Origin of the sequence: Rhodococcus erythropolis R138 (genome assembly GCF_000696675.2) — a bacterium.
In the GTDB taxonomy this organism is placed as follows: domain Bacteria; phylum Actinomycetota; class Actinomycetes; order Mycobacteriales; family Mycobacteriaceae; genus Rhodococcus_F; species Rhodococcus_F erythropolis.
The window spans coordinates 5,134,827-5,149,750 of the sequence record NZ_CP007255.1 but is presented as its reverse complement, the minus strand read 5'-3'; the positions used below and the strand labels follow the sequence as shown (position 1 = coordinate 5,149,750).

The 14,924-nt window shown below is 64.1% G+C and carries 17 protein-coding genes and 3 tRNA genes; 15 read left to right on the top strand and 5 right to left on the bottom strand.

From position 1 onward, the window contains the following. Nucleotides 1-3: 3 nt before the first annotated feature. On the bottom strand, nt 4-897 hold the full coding sequence (locus tag H351_RS23530) for a 1,4-dihydroxy-2-naphthoyl-CoA synthase (RefSeq protein ID WP_024487301.1): 894 nt from the start codon (nt 895-897) through the stop codon (nt 4-6). An 83-nt stretch (nt 898-980) separates the two neighbouring features. Between H351_RS23530 and H351_RS23525 the strand changes: the two genes are divergently transcribed. Genes H351_RS23525 through H351_RS23515 form a run of 3 tightly spaced genes read left to right on the top strand, consistent with a single transcriptional unit; the run spans nt 981 to nt 3,117 of the window. Then, complete coding sequence (locus H351_RS23525) at nt 981-1,625, top strand: PaaI family thioesterase (RefSeq protein ID WP_029254856.1); 645 nt, start codon at nt 981-983, stop codon at nt 1,623-1,625. Between the two features lies 1 nt (nt 1,626). After that, nucleotides 1,627-2,622: an o-succinylbenzoate synthase gene (locus H351_RS23520; protein ID WP_029254857.1), complete on the top strand. Its 996-nt coding sequence runs from the start codon at nt 1,627-1,629 to the stop codon at nt 2,620-2,622. A 48-nt stretch (nt 2,623-2,670) separates the two neighbouring features. Next, on the top strand, nt 2,671-3,117 hold the full coding sequence (locus H351_RS23515; RefSeq protein ID WP_003941973.1) for a DUF6918 family protein: 447 nt from the start codon (nt 2,671-2,673) through the stop codon (nt 3,115-3,117). 65 nt (nt 3,118-3,182) lie between these two features. Here H351_RS23515 and H351_RS23510 read toward each other — a convergent pair whose 3' ends face one another. Beyond that, the gene (locus H351_RS23510) at nt 3,183-4,010 is read right to left on the bottom strand and encodes a siderophore-interacting protein (protein WP_029254858.1); all 828 of its coding nucleotides are present in this window, start codon (nt 4,008-4,010) and stop codon (nt 3,183-3,185) included. Between the two features lie 58 nt (nt 4,011-4,068). Next, on the bottom strand, nt 4,069-4,671 hold the full coding sequence (locus H351_RS23505; protein WP_021343457.1) for a flavin reductase family protein: 603 nt from the start codon (nt 4,669-4,671) through the stop codon (nt 4,069-4,071). 68 nt (nt 4,672-4,739) lie between these two features. Between H351_RS23505 and menD the strand changes: the two genes are divergently transcribed. From menD to H351_RS23485, 4 genes are all read left to right on the top strand, one after another. Next, complete coding sequence (gene menD, locus H351_RS23500) at nt 4,740-6,353, top strand: 2-succinyl-5-enolpyruvyl-6-hydroxy-3-cyclohexene-1-carboxylic-acid synthase (protein ID WP_020906813.1); 1,614 nt, start codon at nt 4,740-4,742, stop codon at nt 6,351-6,353. Continuing rightward, a complete protein-coding gene (locus H351_RS23495) occupies nt 6,350-6,793 on the top strand; it encodes a DUF3592 domain-containing protein (protein ID WP_020968960.1) in 444 nt (147 codons plus the stop codon). Before menD ends, H351_RS23495 begins: the two co-directional genes overlap by 4 nt. Before the next feature lie 68 nt (nt 6,794-6,861). After that, nucleotides 6,862-8,007: a glycosyltransferase family 4 protein gene (locus H351_RS23490; RefSeq protein WP_024487303.1), complete on the top strand. Its 1,146-nt coding sequence runs from the start codon at nt 6,862-6,864 to the stop codon at nt 8,005-8,007. Nucleotides 8,008-8,044: 37 nt separating this feature from the next. Further along, nucleotides 8,045-8,743 (top strand): demethylmenaquinone methyltransferase, encoded by a 699-nt coding sequence (locus H351_RS23485; RefSeq protein ID WP_003941879.1) that lies wholly within the window; start codon nt 8,045-8,047, stop codon nt 8,741-8,743. A 55-nt stretch (nt 8,744-8,798) separates the two neighbouring features. Here the strand turns inward: H351_RS23485 and H351_RS23480 are convergent, their stop codons facing one another. After that, nucleotides 8,799-10,061, bottom strand: coding sequence for a geranylgeranyl reductase family protein (locus tag H351_RS23480; RefSeq protein ID WP_021343459.1), 1,263 nt, complete (start codon nt 10,059-10,061; stop codon nt 8,799-8,801). Nucleotides 10,062-10,165: 104 nt separating this feature from the next. On the opposite strand from H351_RS23480, the gene H351_RS23475 reads away from it, so the two are divergent. Together H351_RS23475 and htpX are read left to right on the top strand one after the other, a co-directional pair. Then, nucleotides 10,166-11,215 (top strand): polyprenyl synthetase family protein, encoded by a 1,050-nt coding sequence (locus tag H351_RS23475; RefSeq protein ID WP_024487304.1) that lies wholly within the window; start codon nt 10,166-10,168, stop codon nt 11,213-11,215. 135 nt (nt 11,216-11,350) lie between these two features. Continuing rightward, nucleotides 11,351-12,214, top strand: coding sequence for a zinc metalloprotease HtpX (gene htpX / locus H351_RS23470; protein ID WP_029254860.1), 864 nt, complete (start codon nt 11,351-11,353; stop codon nt 12,212-12,214). Nucleotides 12,215-12,283: 69 nt separating this feature from the next. Here the strand turns inward: htpX and H351_RS23465 are convergent, their stop codons facing one another. Then, nucleotides 12,284-12,775, bottom strand: a complete 492-nt coding sequence (locus H351_RS23465) for a YajQ family cyclic di-GMP-binding protein (protein WP_029254861.1) — start codon at nt 12,773-12,775, stop codon at nt 12,284-12,286. Between the two features lie 224 nt (nt 12,776-12,999). Between H351_RS23465 and H351_RS23460 the strand changes: the two genes are divergently transcribed. The 6 genes from H351_RS23460 to hadB all read left to right on the top strand — a co-directional run bounded on the left by H351_RS23460 (nt 13,000) and on the right by hadB (nt 14,868). Beyond that, nucleotides 13,000-13,082 (top strand) — tRNA-Tyr (locus tag H351_RS23460). A 313-nt stretch (nt 13,083-13,395) separates the two neighbouring features. Next, nucleotides 13,396-13,468 (top strand) — tRNA-Thr (locus H351_RS23455). A gap of 45 nt (nt 13,469-13,513) precedes the next feature. Next, nucleotides 13,514-13,586, top strand: a tRNA-Met gene (locus H351_RS23450). A 61-nt stretch (nt 13,587-13,647) separates the two neighbouring features. Next, entirely contained in the window at nt 13,648-13,815 is a 168-nt protein-coding gene (rpmG, locus tag H351_RS23445; protein WP_003941903.1) for a 50S ribosomal protein L33, read from the top strand. Between the two features lie 86 nt (nt 13,816-13,901). After that, nucleotides 13,902-14,456 (top strand): (3R)-hydroxyacyl-ACP dehydratase subunit HadA, encoded by a 555-nt coding sequence (gene hadA, locus H351_RS23440; RefSeq protein ID WP_019744315.1) that lies wholly within the window; start codon nt 13,902-13,904, stop codon nt 14,454-14,456. Further along, nucleotides 14,443-14,868, top strand: a complete 426-nt coding sequence (gene hadB, locus H351_RS23435) for a (3R)-hydroxyacyl-ACP dehydratase subunit HadB (protein WP_003941909.1) — start codon at nt 14,443-14,445, stop codon at nt 14,866-14,868. Before hadA ends, hadB begins: the two co-directional genes overlap by 14 nt. The last annotated feature ends 56 nt before the right edge of the window (nt 14,869-14,924 follow it).

Genomic DNA, 14,924 nt, shown 5'->3' with positions numbered 1-14,924 from the left:
GTCTCAGAAGTACCAGGGATATGGTGACCAATCGGGATCACGCTTTTCGAGGAACGAGTCGCGACCCTCGACGGCCTCGTCGGTCATGTACGCCAAACGTGTTGCCTCACCGGCGAACAGCTGCTGGCCGACCAACCCGTCGTCCTGCAGGTTGAACGCGTACTTGAGCATCCGCTGTGCCTGCGGCGACTTGCCGTTGATCTTGCCTGCCCAGTCGATCGCGACGTTTTCGAGTTCCGCGTGGTCGACAACCTTGTTGACCGCGCCCATCTGATGCATTTCCTCGGCGGTGTACGTCTCACCCAGGAAGAAGATCTCGCGAGCGAACTTCTGGCCCACCATCTTTGCCAGATAGGCGCTGCCGTAGCCGCCGTCGAAGCTTCCGACGTCGGCGTCGGTCTGCTTGAACCGTGCGTGCTCGCGGCTGGCGAGCGTCAGGTCGCACACCACGTGCAGGCTGTGACCGCCGCCCGCAGCCCAACCGTTGACCAGGCAGATCACGACCTTCGGCATGAAGCGGATCAGGCGCTGGACCTCGAGGATGTGAAGGCGTCCGGCGCGTGCTTTGTCGACGGTGTCCGCCGTTTCACCTTCGGCGTACTGGTAGCCACTGCGGCCACGGATGCGCTGGTCTCCGCCCGAGCAGAACGCCCAGCCGCCGTCCTTCTCGCTCGGTCCGTTGCCGGTGAGCAGGACCGCTCCCACGTCGGAGGTCATACGGGCGTGATCGAGCGCGCGGTACAACTCGTCGACGGTGTGCGGGCGGAACGCATTACGTACTTCCGGTCGGTCGAAGGCGACGCGAACGGTGCCTTGACTGACGTGCCGGTGGTACGTGATGTCGGTGAGGTTCTCGAATCCGGGAACAGGGCGCCAGAGCTGCGGGTTGAAGGTCACCTCAGTCACGATAGAGGCACGCCTCGCGTGTCTAACGGATGCCTGAGGTAGAACACGTTCCCGGGCGCGCTAACGTGCAGGTCATGAGCGAACAAACCGCAGACGGCACGGAGAGCGTCACAGACGGTGAGAAGCGGGGCGGATTTCCACGGTTCCGGCACACTCCCGCAGGTCCGGACTTCGGCCGCTTCGTCGAAGCGATGCGCAGGTTGCAGGACCTTGCCGTCTCGACCAATGTTCCCGACGACGTACTCGCAGACATCGCTACGCAGGCCGAGGAGCTTGCCGATCGGTTGACTCCGTACGAGGTGCCGGAGGGCAAGTCGCCCGCGGGCTCGAACATCCAACTGCCCGGACGCGGCAGCCTCCTCATGCTCCCGTGGATGGTCGAGAAGTTCGACACCGAAGGAGTCCGCAGTACCGGCGTCTTCCGCCGCTACCACCTGGGCGGCAACGGTGCCGCTCACGGCGGCGTCCTGCCCTTGCTGTTCGACGACGTCTTCGGGATGACGGTCCACGCGGGTGGCCGTCCGATTTCCCGGACCGGCTACCTCCACATCAACTACCGTGCGATCACTCCGCTCAACACGCAACTGGTGATCGAAGGGAAGGTGGATCGGGTCGAGGGTCGCAAGACCTTTGTCAGCGCACGCCTGACCGACCTCGACGGCAAGCTCCTCGCCGACGGTGAGGCGCTCATGATCGAACTGCTTCCAGGACAGCCCTGACATGTTCCCCTCGTTCGACGATCTGATCTCGGACGCCGTGGTGCTTGCGCTGCCGATGCGAGTTCGCTTTCGCGGCATCACGACTCGTGAGGCTCTGCTCGTTCGTGGCCCGGCCGGGTGGGGAGAATTCGCCCCCTTCGTCGAGTACGACGACGACGAGGCGTCGCAGTGGCTGCTCGCCGGGATCGAGGCGGCGTGGCTGGGTCCGCCGCCTGCGCTTCGTCACGCCGTTCCCGTCAACGCCACCGTGCCGGCGATCGACGCCTCTGCCGTTCCGCAATTGTTGGAGCGCTTCCCCGGGGCCCGGACCGCCAAGGTCAAGGTCGCCGAGAAGGGGCAGTCGTTGGCGCAGGACGTCGCCCGGGTGAACGAGGTGCGTCGGCACATCCCGAACGTGCGCGTCGACGCCAACGGCGGGTGGAGTGTGGACGAGGCGATCACGGCTTTGCGAGCGATCACCGAAGACGGTGAACTCGAATACGCGGAGCAGCCGTGTGCAAGCGTCGAGGAACTGGTCAGCGTCCGCGCCGCGGGGACCGGTGTGCGGATCGCCGCCGACGAGAGCATTCGCCGTGCCGAGGACCCGTTGCGCGTCGTACGAGCCGGGGGAGCGGACGTAGCCGTCGTGAAGGTGCCCCCGCTGGGCGGAATGCGTGCTGTGGTGGCGCTGTCGGCGCAGCTGGCGGACTACGGGGTGCCGGTGGTGGTCTCGAGTGCGCTGGACACGGCTGTGGGGATGTCCGCGGGACTGGCGGCCGCGGCAGCCTTGCCCAGGCTTCCGTTTGCCTGCGGCCTCGGCACGGGCGGCCTGTTCGTCCGGGATATCGCGGTCACCGGAGCAGCCGTCGACGGCGCTTTGTCCGTTGGTGCCGTCGAGCCTGATCCGGTTCTGCTCGAGACGCTGGCCGCGCCCGCGGACCGGCGCGACTGGTGGTTGGAGAGGGCCAGGCGCTGCCATCGGATACTCGGCAGTAGAGACCTGCCGAATTTCGTATAGTCTCGGGCGCGACCTGATGAACATCAGTGAAGAATGAAGGGATCGAAAGTGGTTGCAGCTCTGAACGAAACCCTGCTCGAGGAATCACGGGTTCCCGCGGTCGTCGCGGACGTGCAGACCTTGATCGACGCAGAGGTTTCGGATAAGTCGGGGGCCTCAGGGCTGGCTCTCAAGGGTGGCTACGGCGCGGTCAAGAAGGTGAGCCCGTCCATCGTGCCGGACGCCGTCACCGCGCTTCTGCCGGCTTTCGTGGCAAAGCTCGAGCCGTACTGGCAGGAATTCTCGGCTTCCGGTGAAGGCAGCTTCGCCGATTTCATCAGCGCCCGCGGTGACGCGGTTGCCGATTCCCTCCTCGAGGTGACGGACGAGCGTATCGAAGGTAGCGACAAGGCCGTCGTCAAGTCGATGTACTCGAAGCTGCGCGGTTCGGCCAAGAAGCATGTGACTGCAGCTCTGCCGCGTCTGGGCGATGTGATCCAGAAGCACGCTGCATAAGCGAACGTAAAAAACGAGCGGCCCGGGAGTTTCTCCCGGGCCGCTCGTTTTTTTGCATTCGTTTGTCAGTGAGCCGAATGTCCGTGGCGCCAGAAGCCGGTGAAGGTGATGTCGGTCTTGGCGAACTTTCGGTCGTTCACCAGATGCCGACGCAGTCCCGTGGTGAGTGCCTGTTCGCCGGCGACAAACGTGTACGACGGCCCCTCGGGCAGTTCGGCGGCGCGGACGGTCTCGAGGGTCAGAACACCCGGCGTTGCGTGTTCGTCCTCGCGAACGAGCCAATGCACGTTGACGTTCGCCAACTCCGGAATGTCTTGCTTGTCTTCGATGTTCGGAATCTCGACGAAGACCTCGGCACGCAGGTCTGCCGGCGCGGTTTCCAGAATGCCGATGATCGCCGGAAGTGCGCTCTCGTCGCCGACGAGCAGTTGCCACTTGGCCTCGGGTGTGGGGTTGTAGATGCAGCCTTCGTCGAGGAGGGCGACCTTGTCGCCGGTCGACGCGGTGTCCGCCCACGCGGATGCCGGGCCGATGTCGCCGTGATAGGCGAAGTCGATGTCGATCTCCGTGGTCTCACCGAAGAGACCGGATCCGGCAGCACGGTAGGCGCGAATCGTGTAGTTGCGCACGACCGGTCGCGTGTCCTTGGACATCAACAGGTACTGCGCGTACCAGAGATTGCTTGCCGCGCTCGGCAACCGGAGTTCGCTCTGGCCGACCTGCGGGATGAACATGCGGAACCACTGATCGGCACCCATCGGTGCGATGGTGGACAGCTCTTCGCCGGCAATGGTCACTCGGATGAAGCTCGGGCTGATTCGTTTGTTCGCCACGACCTGCGCCGACACGATGCTGCGTGAGGCCGGTTTCACGAACTTGGCGCGCTTGGCCATGACTGGTTGCTCCCTGATTATCTGTTACTCGTACCTAATCAGGTAACCCTAACCTGATTTACGGCCGGTGTGGAGTGGTGGGTCTGTCCTTTTCGACGACTTCGGGAGGAAGACCCCACTGCGCTCGGCCAAGTCGGCTCATCGGTGCGATTGCCGCGAAGTCCGGTAACCCGTCGTCGGCGACAGCCTCGGGACGTACTGCGACCGCGACCACATTTCCCATCACGACAAATGAATTACCGACCTCGATGACCTGGTGGAGCGTGCATTCGATGGCGATCGGGGAGTCGGCGACCCGGACAGGGCGAACCCGCTCGCTCGGTTCGCTACGGATGTTCAACTCGAGAAATTCGTCGGCCTCGGCGTCGTAGAAGGCGGAACTCTTGTTCACCACGTCTGCGAGCGTGGCGGTCGCCAGGTTGATCACGAATTCGCCGGTCGCTTCGATGTTGCGCAGACTGTCCTTGCGTCCGACCGACGTGAACTGCACGATCGGCGGCGCCGAACTTGCCACGGTGAAAAAGCTGTACGGAGCCAGATTGCCGACGCCGTCCGCCGACAGGGTGGACACCCAGGCAATCGGCCGGGGGACCACCGAAGCGGTGAGTAACTGATAGAACCGGCGGGGTTCGAGCTCGGCTGGATCGAAGAGTGTGCGCACCCACACATAATGCCGCTGTCCCCGCCCCTGGGCATGCTTGCACCCGAACATCTGACACTCTTGAAGGCGTGAATCCGTCCACTGCACAAGCCACAGCCGTCGTCGACGAACTGGTTCGTGGTGGCGTGCGTGAAGTCGTGCTGTGTCCAGGCTCTCGCAACGCGCCCCTCGCATTTGCCCTCCAGGCCGCCGATCTCGACGGCCGGTTGCGTCTGCACATGCGGATCGACGAGCGGACAGCAGGCTTTCTGGCACTCGGACTGGCAATCGCCGGGAAACGACCGGTCCCCATCGTGATGACCTCCGGGACCGCCGTCGCAAACCTCGGACCGGCTGTCCTCGAGGCGAACTACGCGCGAGTGCCGCTGGTGGTCCTGAGCGCCAACCGGCCTTACGAGATGCTCGGCACCGGCGCCAACCAGACCGTCGAGCAGCTCGGGCTCTTCGGCAGTCAGGTTCGCGCAACCATCAGCCTGGGCTTGGCCGAGGACGATTCGACGCAGAACAGCCAGTGGCGCTCGGCGGTCTGCCGGGTCCTCGCCGCTGCCCGCGGAACCAGATCCGGAAACGCGGGTCCGGTGCATTTCGACATCCCGCTCCGTGAGCCGCTGGTGCCGGACGTGCACGTCCATGGCCCGGTTCCGGAGGGCCGTCCAGGCGGTGCAGCCTGGACCACCACGCAGAACGCGACGCTCGATGTTCCGGTCGATCTGGACCTCACCGCAGATACGGTGGTCATTTCCGGACACGGCAGCGCACTTCGGCCTGAGCTGGCCGGCCTGCCGACGGTGGCCGAGCCGACGGCTCCGATGCACGGGATCGCACTGCATCCACTCGCGCTCTCGCAACTCAAGCCCAAGCAGGCGATCATCACCGGCCGCCCGACGTTGCATCGTCAGGTCTCGAAGGTGTTGGCCGACCCGAGCGTCGACGTCTACGCGCTGACCACCGGGCCGCGCTGGCCCGACGTATCCGGCAACGTGCTCGCCACGGGAACCAGGGCAGTGGTCACCGGGACGCCCGATCCCGCCTGGATTGCTCGATGCGCCGCGCTGACCGAACACGCCGAAACTGCCGTCCGCAAGCAACTCGACGCCCACCCCAAAGCGACTGGCCTGCACGTGGCAGCTGCCGTGATGGATGCACTCGCGGACGGCGACCAGCTTCTGCTCGGCGCGTCCAACCCCGTTCGCGACGCGGCCCTCGTGAGCTATCCCAAGCCCGCTGTCCGGGTGCTGTCCAATCGCGGGGTCGCAGGTATCGACGGCACCGTCTCGGCGGCGGTCGGTGCCGCATTGGCGTACGAGGGCGGCCGGACCGTCGCTCTCATGGGCGACCTGACCTTCCTGCACGACGCGTCCGGGCTGCTGATCGGGACCGGTGAGCCGAGGCCGAGCGACCTCACCATCGTCGTGGCCAACGACGACGGCGGCGGCATCTTCGAACTCCTCGAACAAGGCGACCCGCAGTACGCCGGCGTCTTCGAGCGAGTGTTCGGAACACCGCACGGCATGGACCTCGCTGCGCTGTGCGCGGCCTACCGCGTGCCGCACGCAGCCGTCACCGTCGACGCCCTGGCAACGACGCTGGCGCAACCCGCAAACGGCATTCGTGTGCTCGAAGTCGCAACAGATCGCAGTGGACTGCGCGAACTCCACGCTTCCGTGCGGGCACAGCTGTGACGCAAACGGTTCTGCGGCGCTTCCGCATCGGCGTACTCGTGGTTGCGGTCGGCATTTCGGTGCTCGCGGTGATCCTGGTTCTCGGTGCCTGGCGCAACGATCGGACCATCGAATCGAACATGGGGACCGCAACCGCCGAGGTGCTCTCGGCAGGCTCGCTACGTTCGGCGATCAGCTTCGTGACACCAGACGGCGCGAATCACAACCCTGAACTCGGCGTGCTCTACCCCACCAATCTGACTGTGGGACAACGCATCGAGGTGGAGTACTCCAAAGCCGACCCTGATTTGGTCCGGGTAGCGGGACGCAACGCGACGGTGGCGCTGATCCCGGCGGGATCGGTGATCGTCGTGACGTGGCTCCTGGCTGGACCGTCGATCTGGTACCTGCGCAAGCGGGAAGCGGGAGCTCCGGGATCGGCGCCGGTCGCCTCGAGTTAGTTCGCGCTTCGCCGGAACTTCACACGAACATGACGTGGACTTTTCCTGGCCCTGTCACCGTTCTCGGTGTGAGAGTAGCCATCGTTGCGGAGTCATTCCTGCCCAACATGAACGGCGTCACCAACTCGGTACTACGCGTGCTCGAACACCTCGATCGCACTGGCCACGACGCCATGGTCATTGCGCCGGACACTGTCGGATCCGACACCTCTGCCGCCACCGAACACGAAGGTGTTCAGGTGGTTCGGGTGCCCGCCGTCATGGTGCCCAAAGTCAGTTCACTCCCCGTCGGCCTGCCACAACCGCGTCTGACGACGGCCGTGCGGACCTTCGCGCCCGACGTCGTCCATCTGGCGTCGCCGTTCCTGCTCGGCGCCGGGGGAGTGGCCGTCGCCAAGCGGCTCGCGATACCCACCGTCGCGGTTTACCAGACCGACGTCGCCGGATTTGCCGAAAGCTACGGTCTCGGCGTCACCAGTCGCGCCGCATGGGCGTGGACCCGTCGAATCCACAAGAGCTGCAACAGGACCCTTGCACCCTCCACGTCGGCAGTCGACGCCCTCGAAGAGCACGGCATTCCGCGCGTGCACCGGTGGGCCCGCGGCGTCGACGCACAACGATTCGCGCCTTCGCGTCGTAGCTCGGCGTTGCGGCAGTCCTGGATCGGCGACAGCGACCAGTTGGTGGTCGGCTTCGTCGGTCGCCTCGCGCCCGAAAAACACGTCGAGCGACTGGCCGTGCTGGCGGCCGATCCCAGCGTGCAGATCGTGATCGTCGGAGACGGCCCGGATCGCGAGAACCTACGACGACTGATGCCGGATGCGATCTTCACCGGACAACTCGGCGGTACCGCGCTGGCCGACGCCTATGCGAGCCTGGACGTATTCGTTCACCCCGGCGAGCACGAGACCTTCTGCCAGGCGGTTCAGGAAGCCCTCGCGAGCGGTGTACCTGTCGTCGGACCGGACGCCGGTGGACCACGTGACCTGATCTCGCATTGCCGCAACGGCTACCTCCTGCCGACGGACAGGTTCACCGAACTCCTGCCAAGCGCCGTCGACGCACTTCGTCAGCGTGATCTGCGGGTGCAGTTCGGCTCCGCGGCGAGGCGCTCGGTGCTGCACCGGACCTGGCCGGCAATCTGCGAAGAGTTGCTCCGTCACTACGAGGACGTGCAGGGCCTCGGGCGGCGAACGGGTGCCAGAGCAGCCTGAACGCCTTCGCTGCCCGAGGGTTGGTAGCGTTTCGGGTGTGGCCACTACACACGGAACCCGAGCAACTCTCGAGAAGCAACCGCACGAAGTCGCGTCGATGTTCGACGACGTCGCGGAGCGATACGACCTCACCAACACCGTGCTGTCCTTCGGCCAGGACAAGGGTTGGCGCAAGGCCACCCGCGAAGCTCTCGACCTCAAGCCGGGCGAGAAGGTACTCGACCTCGCCGCCGGAACCGGAGTCTCGACCGTCGAACTGGGGCGCTCCGGCGCCTGGTGCGTCGCCACCGATTTCTCCAAGGGAATGCTCAAGGCCGGAATCTCGCGCAAAGTTCCGATGGTCGCAGGTGACGCGATGTACCTGCCCTATGCCGACAACGTGTTCGATGCCGCGACGATTTCCTTCGGCCTGCGCAACGTCTCCGACTTCGAAGCCGGACTGCGCGAGATCGCCCGCGTCACCAAGCCGGGCGGACGTCTCGTCGTCAGCGAGTTCTCGACGCCCGTCTTCGGGCCCTTCCGCACGGTCTACATGGAGTACCTCATGAAGGCGCTCCCGCAGGTCGCACGCACCGTCAGCAGCAACCCCGACGCCTACGTCTACCTCGCCGAATCGATCCGCGCCTGGCCGACCCAGGAAGAGTTGGCACGCAAGATCGAGGCTGCCGGGTGGAAGAACGTCAAGTGGCGCAACCTCACCGGCGGCATCGTGGCGCTGCATTACGCCACTGCCTGAACTGCTGTGCGCCTTTATTAACCCCCGGCGGTTAATAAAGGCGCACAGCACTTGCTCAGCCGAACAGCGGTCGGGAGTCGATCTTTCTCGACGCGGCCCCCGATGCACGCCATGCCTTCGCCGTCAGATCGGCGTCGGCGTCGGTGACGAGGTTTCCCATCACCCGAACGGCGACCGTCATCAGTGCCCGTGAGCGCATCGCGATCGGGCCCGAGGCGGGCAGGAATTGCGGAACCGTCAGCAGGCCTGCGAGCCGGCGCGCGACCGAGAATGCCTGCCCGTAATGCTCCCGAAGCACGGTCGGCCACAGCTCCGTGAGGTCGTCGGCGCCGAGCTGTTCGACCACCAGACGTCCGCCTTCGAGGCCGTAGTCGATGCCCTCACCGTTGAGCGGGTTCACGCACGCTGCGGCGTCGCCGATCACGGCCCAGTTGCGTCCGGCGATGTTGGAGACGGCGCCGCCCATGGGTAGCAAAGCCGAAGCGACGGAATGAATTTCGCTGCTCCACTGCCACTCGCTTCGGCGCTGGTCGGTGTACAAGTCGAGCAAGGGACGCAGGGCACCCGGCGCCGGGCGCTTGGATGTCGCCAGTGTCCCGACGCCGATGTTCACCTCGCCGGTGCCGAGCGGGAAGATCCAGCCGTACCCCGCCTGCAACGTGCCCTCGGCGTCCCGCAGTTCCAGATGCGAGGTGATCCACGGGTCGGCGCTGCGCGGCGTCGCGACGTAAGCGCGTGCCGCGACACCGTACGCGGTGTCCCGGTGCCACTGCCGTCCCAGCTTCTTGCCGAGCGTCGAGCGAACGCCGTCGGCGATGATCAGCGTCCGGCAACGAAGAGTGCTGCGTCCCGAGGGGCCGGCGAGTACGACGGCGGCTACTCGATCACCGTCGAGTTCGACGTCGACAGCCTTGGTGCCCTCGACCATGACCGCGCCGGATTCGACGGCGCACCGGCGAATGGCGTCGTCGAGTTCGGTCCGGGGGATCGCACTGCCGATCGGCGGGAACGACGTCCCTGGCCACTCGAGTTCGAGTTCTTGGCCGAAGCCGGACAACCGTAGTCCCTTGTTCGTCGTATGTGACCGAACCCACTCGCCGAGGCCGAGGAGATCCAGTTCGGCCACGGCGCGCGGAGTGAGTCCATCACCACAAGTCTTGTCTCGCGGGAACACGGCAGCGTCCACCAGCACGACGTCTCGGCCGCTGCGGGCGGCCCAAGCCGCGGCCGAAGAACCCGCGGGACCTGCGCCGATGACCACAATGTCGGTTTCGGTCGGAAGCGAATCGACGACGGGGGACTGCTCTTCTACGGACACACTCACATCTTCCCAGGCTCGCGATCGCCACCGTGGCGAGGCCGTCCCGAGTGCGAACCGCTAGGTTCACTACCGTGGGAACCGAGCCGTCACTGACGACAGGAATGGGTACTGACATCGTGAGCACCGAAAAGACTGCTGCCGACGCAACCGCATCGAGCACCGTCGTTGCAGGCATCGACCTGGGCGACGAACAGCTCGCCGCAGTAGTGCGTGGTGGACTCTCCGATGTCGAGGAGTTGTTGGTCAGCGAGCTGTCCGACGGCGAAGACTTCCTCACCGAGGCCGCGCTGCATCTCGCGCGAGCCGGGGGAAAGCGCTTCCGTCCGTTGTTCACGATCCTGACCGCGCAACTCGGACCGGTGCCGAACGATCCGTCGATCATCACCGCAGCGACTGTCACCGAACTCGTTCACCTGGCGACGCTCTATCACGACGACGTCATGGACGAGGCGTCCATGCGGCGCGGAGCACCCAGCGCCAACGCCCGCTGGGGGAACAGCGTGGCGATCCTGGCCGGCGACTATCTGTTCGCGCACGCATCACGCCTGGTATCGACGCTCGGACCTGAAGCCGTTCGGATCATCGCCGAAACCTTTGCAGAGCTGGTCACCGGCCAGATGCGCGAGACGATCGGCGTCAAGAAGGAACAGGATCCGGTCGAGCATTACCTCAAGGTCGTGTGGGAGAAGACCGGTTCGCTCATCGCTGCATCCGGACGATTCGGCGGCACCTTCTCCGGCGCCGGCGCAGCTCACATCGAGCGCCTCGAGCGCCTGGGTGACGCCGTCGGCACCGCGTTTCAGATCTCCGACGACATCATCGACATCTCCTCCGTATCGGCGCAGTCCGGCAAGACTCCGGGCACCGACCTGCGCGAGGGTGTCCACACCCTGCCCGTCCTGTACGCGTTCCGCGAAGAAGGAGCCGACGCAGATCGCCTGCGGGAGCTGCTCGCGGGCCCGGTCACCGAAGACGCTTTGGTAGAAGAAGCTCTCGAACTGCTCGAGCGTTCGCCGGGCATGGTCAAGGCGAAGGCAAAGCTGGGCGAGTACGCAGTCTCGGCAAAGGCCCAGTTGGCTGAGCTCCCGCAGGGACCGGCGAACGAAGCGCTCGTGCGCCTCGTGGACTACACGATCGAACGAGTCGGCTGACACACCTGGGGTGAAACCCTGACGACCTTGGGTGGGAACCCTGATGACCCTGTCCTTCGTTGACTGAACAGAACCGGTGCATACGCCGGGAGTTCGGGTGAGCCTTCGGCTCCAGCGAGGCAAGAGGTGAGCAGTTTGCACGGCTACGCGAACGGTGCGAAGACATTCGGGTTGTTGGTGGGGATGTCAGCGCTGATCGTCTTCATCGGCTCGCTGTTCAACAGCCCGTTCCTTCTGTGGGGATCCGTTCTGTTTGCCGTCGGCATGAATGCCTACGTGTACTTCAACAGCGACAAGTTGGCGCTTCGATCGATGCGCGCCCAGCCCATCACCGAGGTCGAGGCACCGGCGATCTACCGGATCGTGCGCGAACTCGCCACGACGGCGCACCAACCGATGCCCAGGCTGTACATCAGCCCCACGAACGCCCCGAACGCGTTTGCCACCGGTCGTAGCCCTCGGCACGCCGCGGTGTGCGTGACCAGCGGCATCATGCAGATCCTGAACGAACGGGAACTGCGCGCCGTACTCGGGCACGAACTCTCTCACGTCTACAACCGGGACATTTTGATCTCGTCCGTGGCCGGCGCGATGGCCAGCGTCATCTCGGGCCTGGCCAACTTCGCGATGTACGCGAGCATCTTCGGTGGCCGAGGGAACGGGCAGGGAAGTAATCCGATCGCGCTGCTGCTCGTCTCCCTACTGGGACCGATCGCGGCAACCGTGGTCAAGCTGGCCGTTTCGCGCTCTCGCGAGTATCAGGCTGATCAATCGGGAGCCGAGCTCACCGGTGACCCATTGGCGTTGGCGTCGGCGCTGCGCAAGCTCGAGTCGGGCGTGGCAGCCGCGCCGTTGCCGCCTGAGCCCAAGCTCGCGGCGCAGTCCCACCTGATGATTGCCAACCCCTTCAGAGCGGGGGACAAGGTGAGCAAGCTGTTCTCGACGCATCCGCCCATGGCGGATCGTATCGAGCGTTTGGAGAAGATGGCCGGGATGTAGGCCTTCGGCCCCTGTGCGCGGTTAGGTAGTCCCAGGACTCCTTAACCGCGCACAGGGGCGTAGCCCCTACTACCGGTAGTTCACGAACTGCAGGGCGATCCCGAAGTCCTCACCCTTGAGCAGGGAGATGATGCCCTGGAGGTCGTCGCGCTTCTTGCTGCTCACACGAAGTTCCTCACCCTGGATCTGCGCCTTGACGCCCTTGGGGCCCTCGTCGCGAATCTTCTTGGTGATCTTCTTCGCGTTCTCGCTGCTGATGCCCTGGACCAAGGTTCCGGACAGCTTGTAGATCTTTCCGGACTGCGCCGGCTCGCCGGCATCGAATGCCTTCAGCGAGATGTCACGACGGATCAACTTCTCCTTGAACACGTCGAGGGCGGCAAGCAGTCGCTCCTCGGTGTCGGCGTTCAACGTGATCGTCTCTTCACCAGACCACTCGATCGACGCTCCCGTGTTTCGGAAGTCGAAACGCGTGGTCAACTCCTTGGCAGCCTGATGCAGGGCGTTGTCCACCTCTTGACGGTCAACCTTGCTCACCACGTCGAAGGACGAATCAGCCACTTCACACTCCCGCTTTCCGGTAGTTCACGAACATCGAGTTCTGCCCACCTTCCATACCGGTGGACACCTCGACGTTATCGGGTCGGCACCGCCCGTTACCACCCGGTTTGCAAAATGGGGGTGTGTTCGTTGTATTCTTCTCACCGCACCGAGGAAGCCGTTTTCGGCCGCCGCACGTCGCGATATACTTGCGAATGCGCCGGATCGAAGCCTGGTGCAAGCACGGCAGATTGCCCGAGCGGCCAATGGGAGCGGACTGTAAATCCGTCGGCTTATGCCTACGTAGGTTCGAATCCTACATCTGCCACACCAAGTCAGCCCCGATTCTCTTTACGAGAGTCGGGGCTGACTTTTTTTTGTGCTTGTTCCGAGGTCGGGTGCGCGTTGGTGACGCCGGCGTCGGCTGCGGCTCAGGGGCCTCGGGAGTGCTTCTGGGGATGGCTTCGGGGGAGTGCGGGGTCAAGTTGGTTCCCGCAAAGCCCTCGCCAGCGGCCCCGATCGGTGCAACAATGGGCTCCGGCACCATTTTTGCCCCGATGACCAGCGGATTTGGTGCTGGCGCTCGTTCGTGTGTAATCTTTCGGAGGCTTCAAGAGAGCGGCAACGCACTCCTGAGCCACGCCCCCTTAGCTCAGTCGGTAGAGCGTTTCCATGGTAAGGAAAAGGTCAACGGTTCGATTCCGTTAGGGGGCTCGCTGGATTGTGGTGCCGTGCTTTCCGCGCGACACTCGACACCGAGGCGGTGTAGCTCAGTTGGTAGAGCAAACGACTCATAATCGTTGCGTCGCCGGTTCAAGTCCGGTCACCGCTACACAATATGCATGATCCACCCTGATTGCTCGTAATCAGATACACCCGAAAGAAGGCATCCCGTGGCCTCCTCGACCGACGTTCGGCCCAAGATCACCTTGGCCTGCGAGGTATGCAAGCACCGCAACTACATCACCAAGAAGAATCGGCGCAACGACCCCGATCGCCTGGAGCTCAAGAAGTTCTGCCCCAACTGCGGAACCCACCAGTCGCATCGCGAGTCGAAGTAGTAAGTCCTTAACAGGACGACGATTTTCGCGGAAGACCCTCTCTGGGCCTGCGTCTTCGGGTCCTAGCTAGAAGAGAGTCTCACCGCGTGACAGATTTGCAAGAGAACCAGGCAGCGGCCGAGGTCCCTACGGACCCGGCCGCTCATGCCGTCCAGATGGTCGGTCACCACTATCGTGTCGAAGACTTCTACGAGGTCGGACGCGAGAAGGTGCGCGAGTTCGCTCGCGCCGTCCAGGACGCGCATCCTGCGCACTACGACGAATCGGCAGCCAAAGGCCTCGGATACGACGGCCTGATTGCTCCCATTACGTTCGTCGCCATCGTGGGTGCCATTGCTCAGCGACGTCTGTTCGAAGAGATCGTCACAGGCTACGACTTGAGTCAGATTCTTCAGACCGATCAGCGACTGGTGCTGCACAAGCCCATGCAGGTCGGTGACCGACTCTTCTGCGATGTTTTCCTGGATTCGTTCAGGCAGGCCGCAGGTAGCGACATCATCGTGACCAAGAACATCATCACCGATCAGAACGACGAAGCAGTTGTCACCACGTGGACAACGCTTGTTGCTCGAACGGGTGGGGAAGTGGACGAGAACATCGCCCACGCAGTCAAGGACGTGATGATGCATGTCGCTTCGTAAATTTTCCGACGTGAGTGTCGGCGAACTTCTCCCCGAGAAGTCCGTCACCCTGACGCGTGGAAACCTCGCCAACTACGCGGGTGTTTCGGGAGATCCCAATCCGATTCACTTCAGTGACGAGGTCGCACGACTTGCCGGCTTGCCGGACGTCGTCGCGCACGGCATGCTCTCCATGGGCATCGGTGCCGGCTACGTCACCGAATGGCTGGGGGATCCGGGCGCAGTGACCGAGTACAACGTACGGTTCACGAGCCCGGTGATCGTGGCAGCCGACAAGGCTGCCGAGATCGAGTTCACCGCCAAGGTGAAGTCGATCGACGAAGAAAGCAAGACCGCAGTACTGGCAATCGTGGCCAAGTCCGAAGGTAAGAAGATCTTCGGTCGTGCCACCGCCACGGTCCGTCTAGCCTGATCGCAGGGCGGATTGTGTTTGTTCCGGGGCTTTGAAGTACACTGAGATTTCTGGGA

Excerpts from the sequence above, each read along its gene's own strand:
- H351_RS23525 (WP_029254856.1), top strand. The coding sequence starts at position 981 with ATGAGCGAACAAACCGCAGACGGCACGGAGAGCGTCACAGACGGTGAG.
- H351_RS23520 (WP_029254857.1), top strand. The coding sequence starts at position 1,627 with ATGTTCCCCTCGTTCGACGATCTGATCTCGGACGCCGTGGTGCTTGCG.
- H351_RS23510 (WP_029254858.1), bottom strand. The coding sequence starts at position 4,010 with ATGGCCAAGCGCGCCAAGTTCGTGAAACCGGCCTCACGCAGCATCGTG.
- H351_RS23475 (WP_024487304.1), top strand. The coding sequence starts at position 10,166 with ATGGGTACTGACATCGTGAGCACCGAAAAGACTGCTGCCGACGCAACC.
- hadB (WP_003941909.1), top strand. The coding sequence starts at position 14,443 with ATGTCGCTTCGTAAATTTTCCGACGTGAGTGTCGGCGAACTTCTCCCC.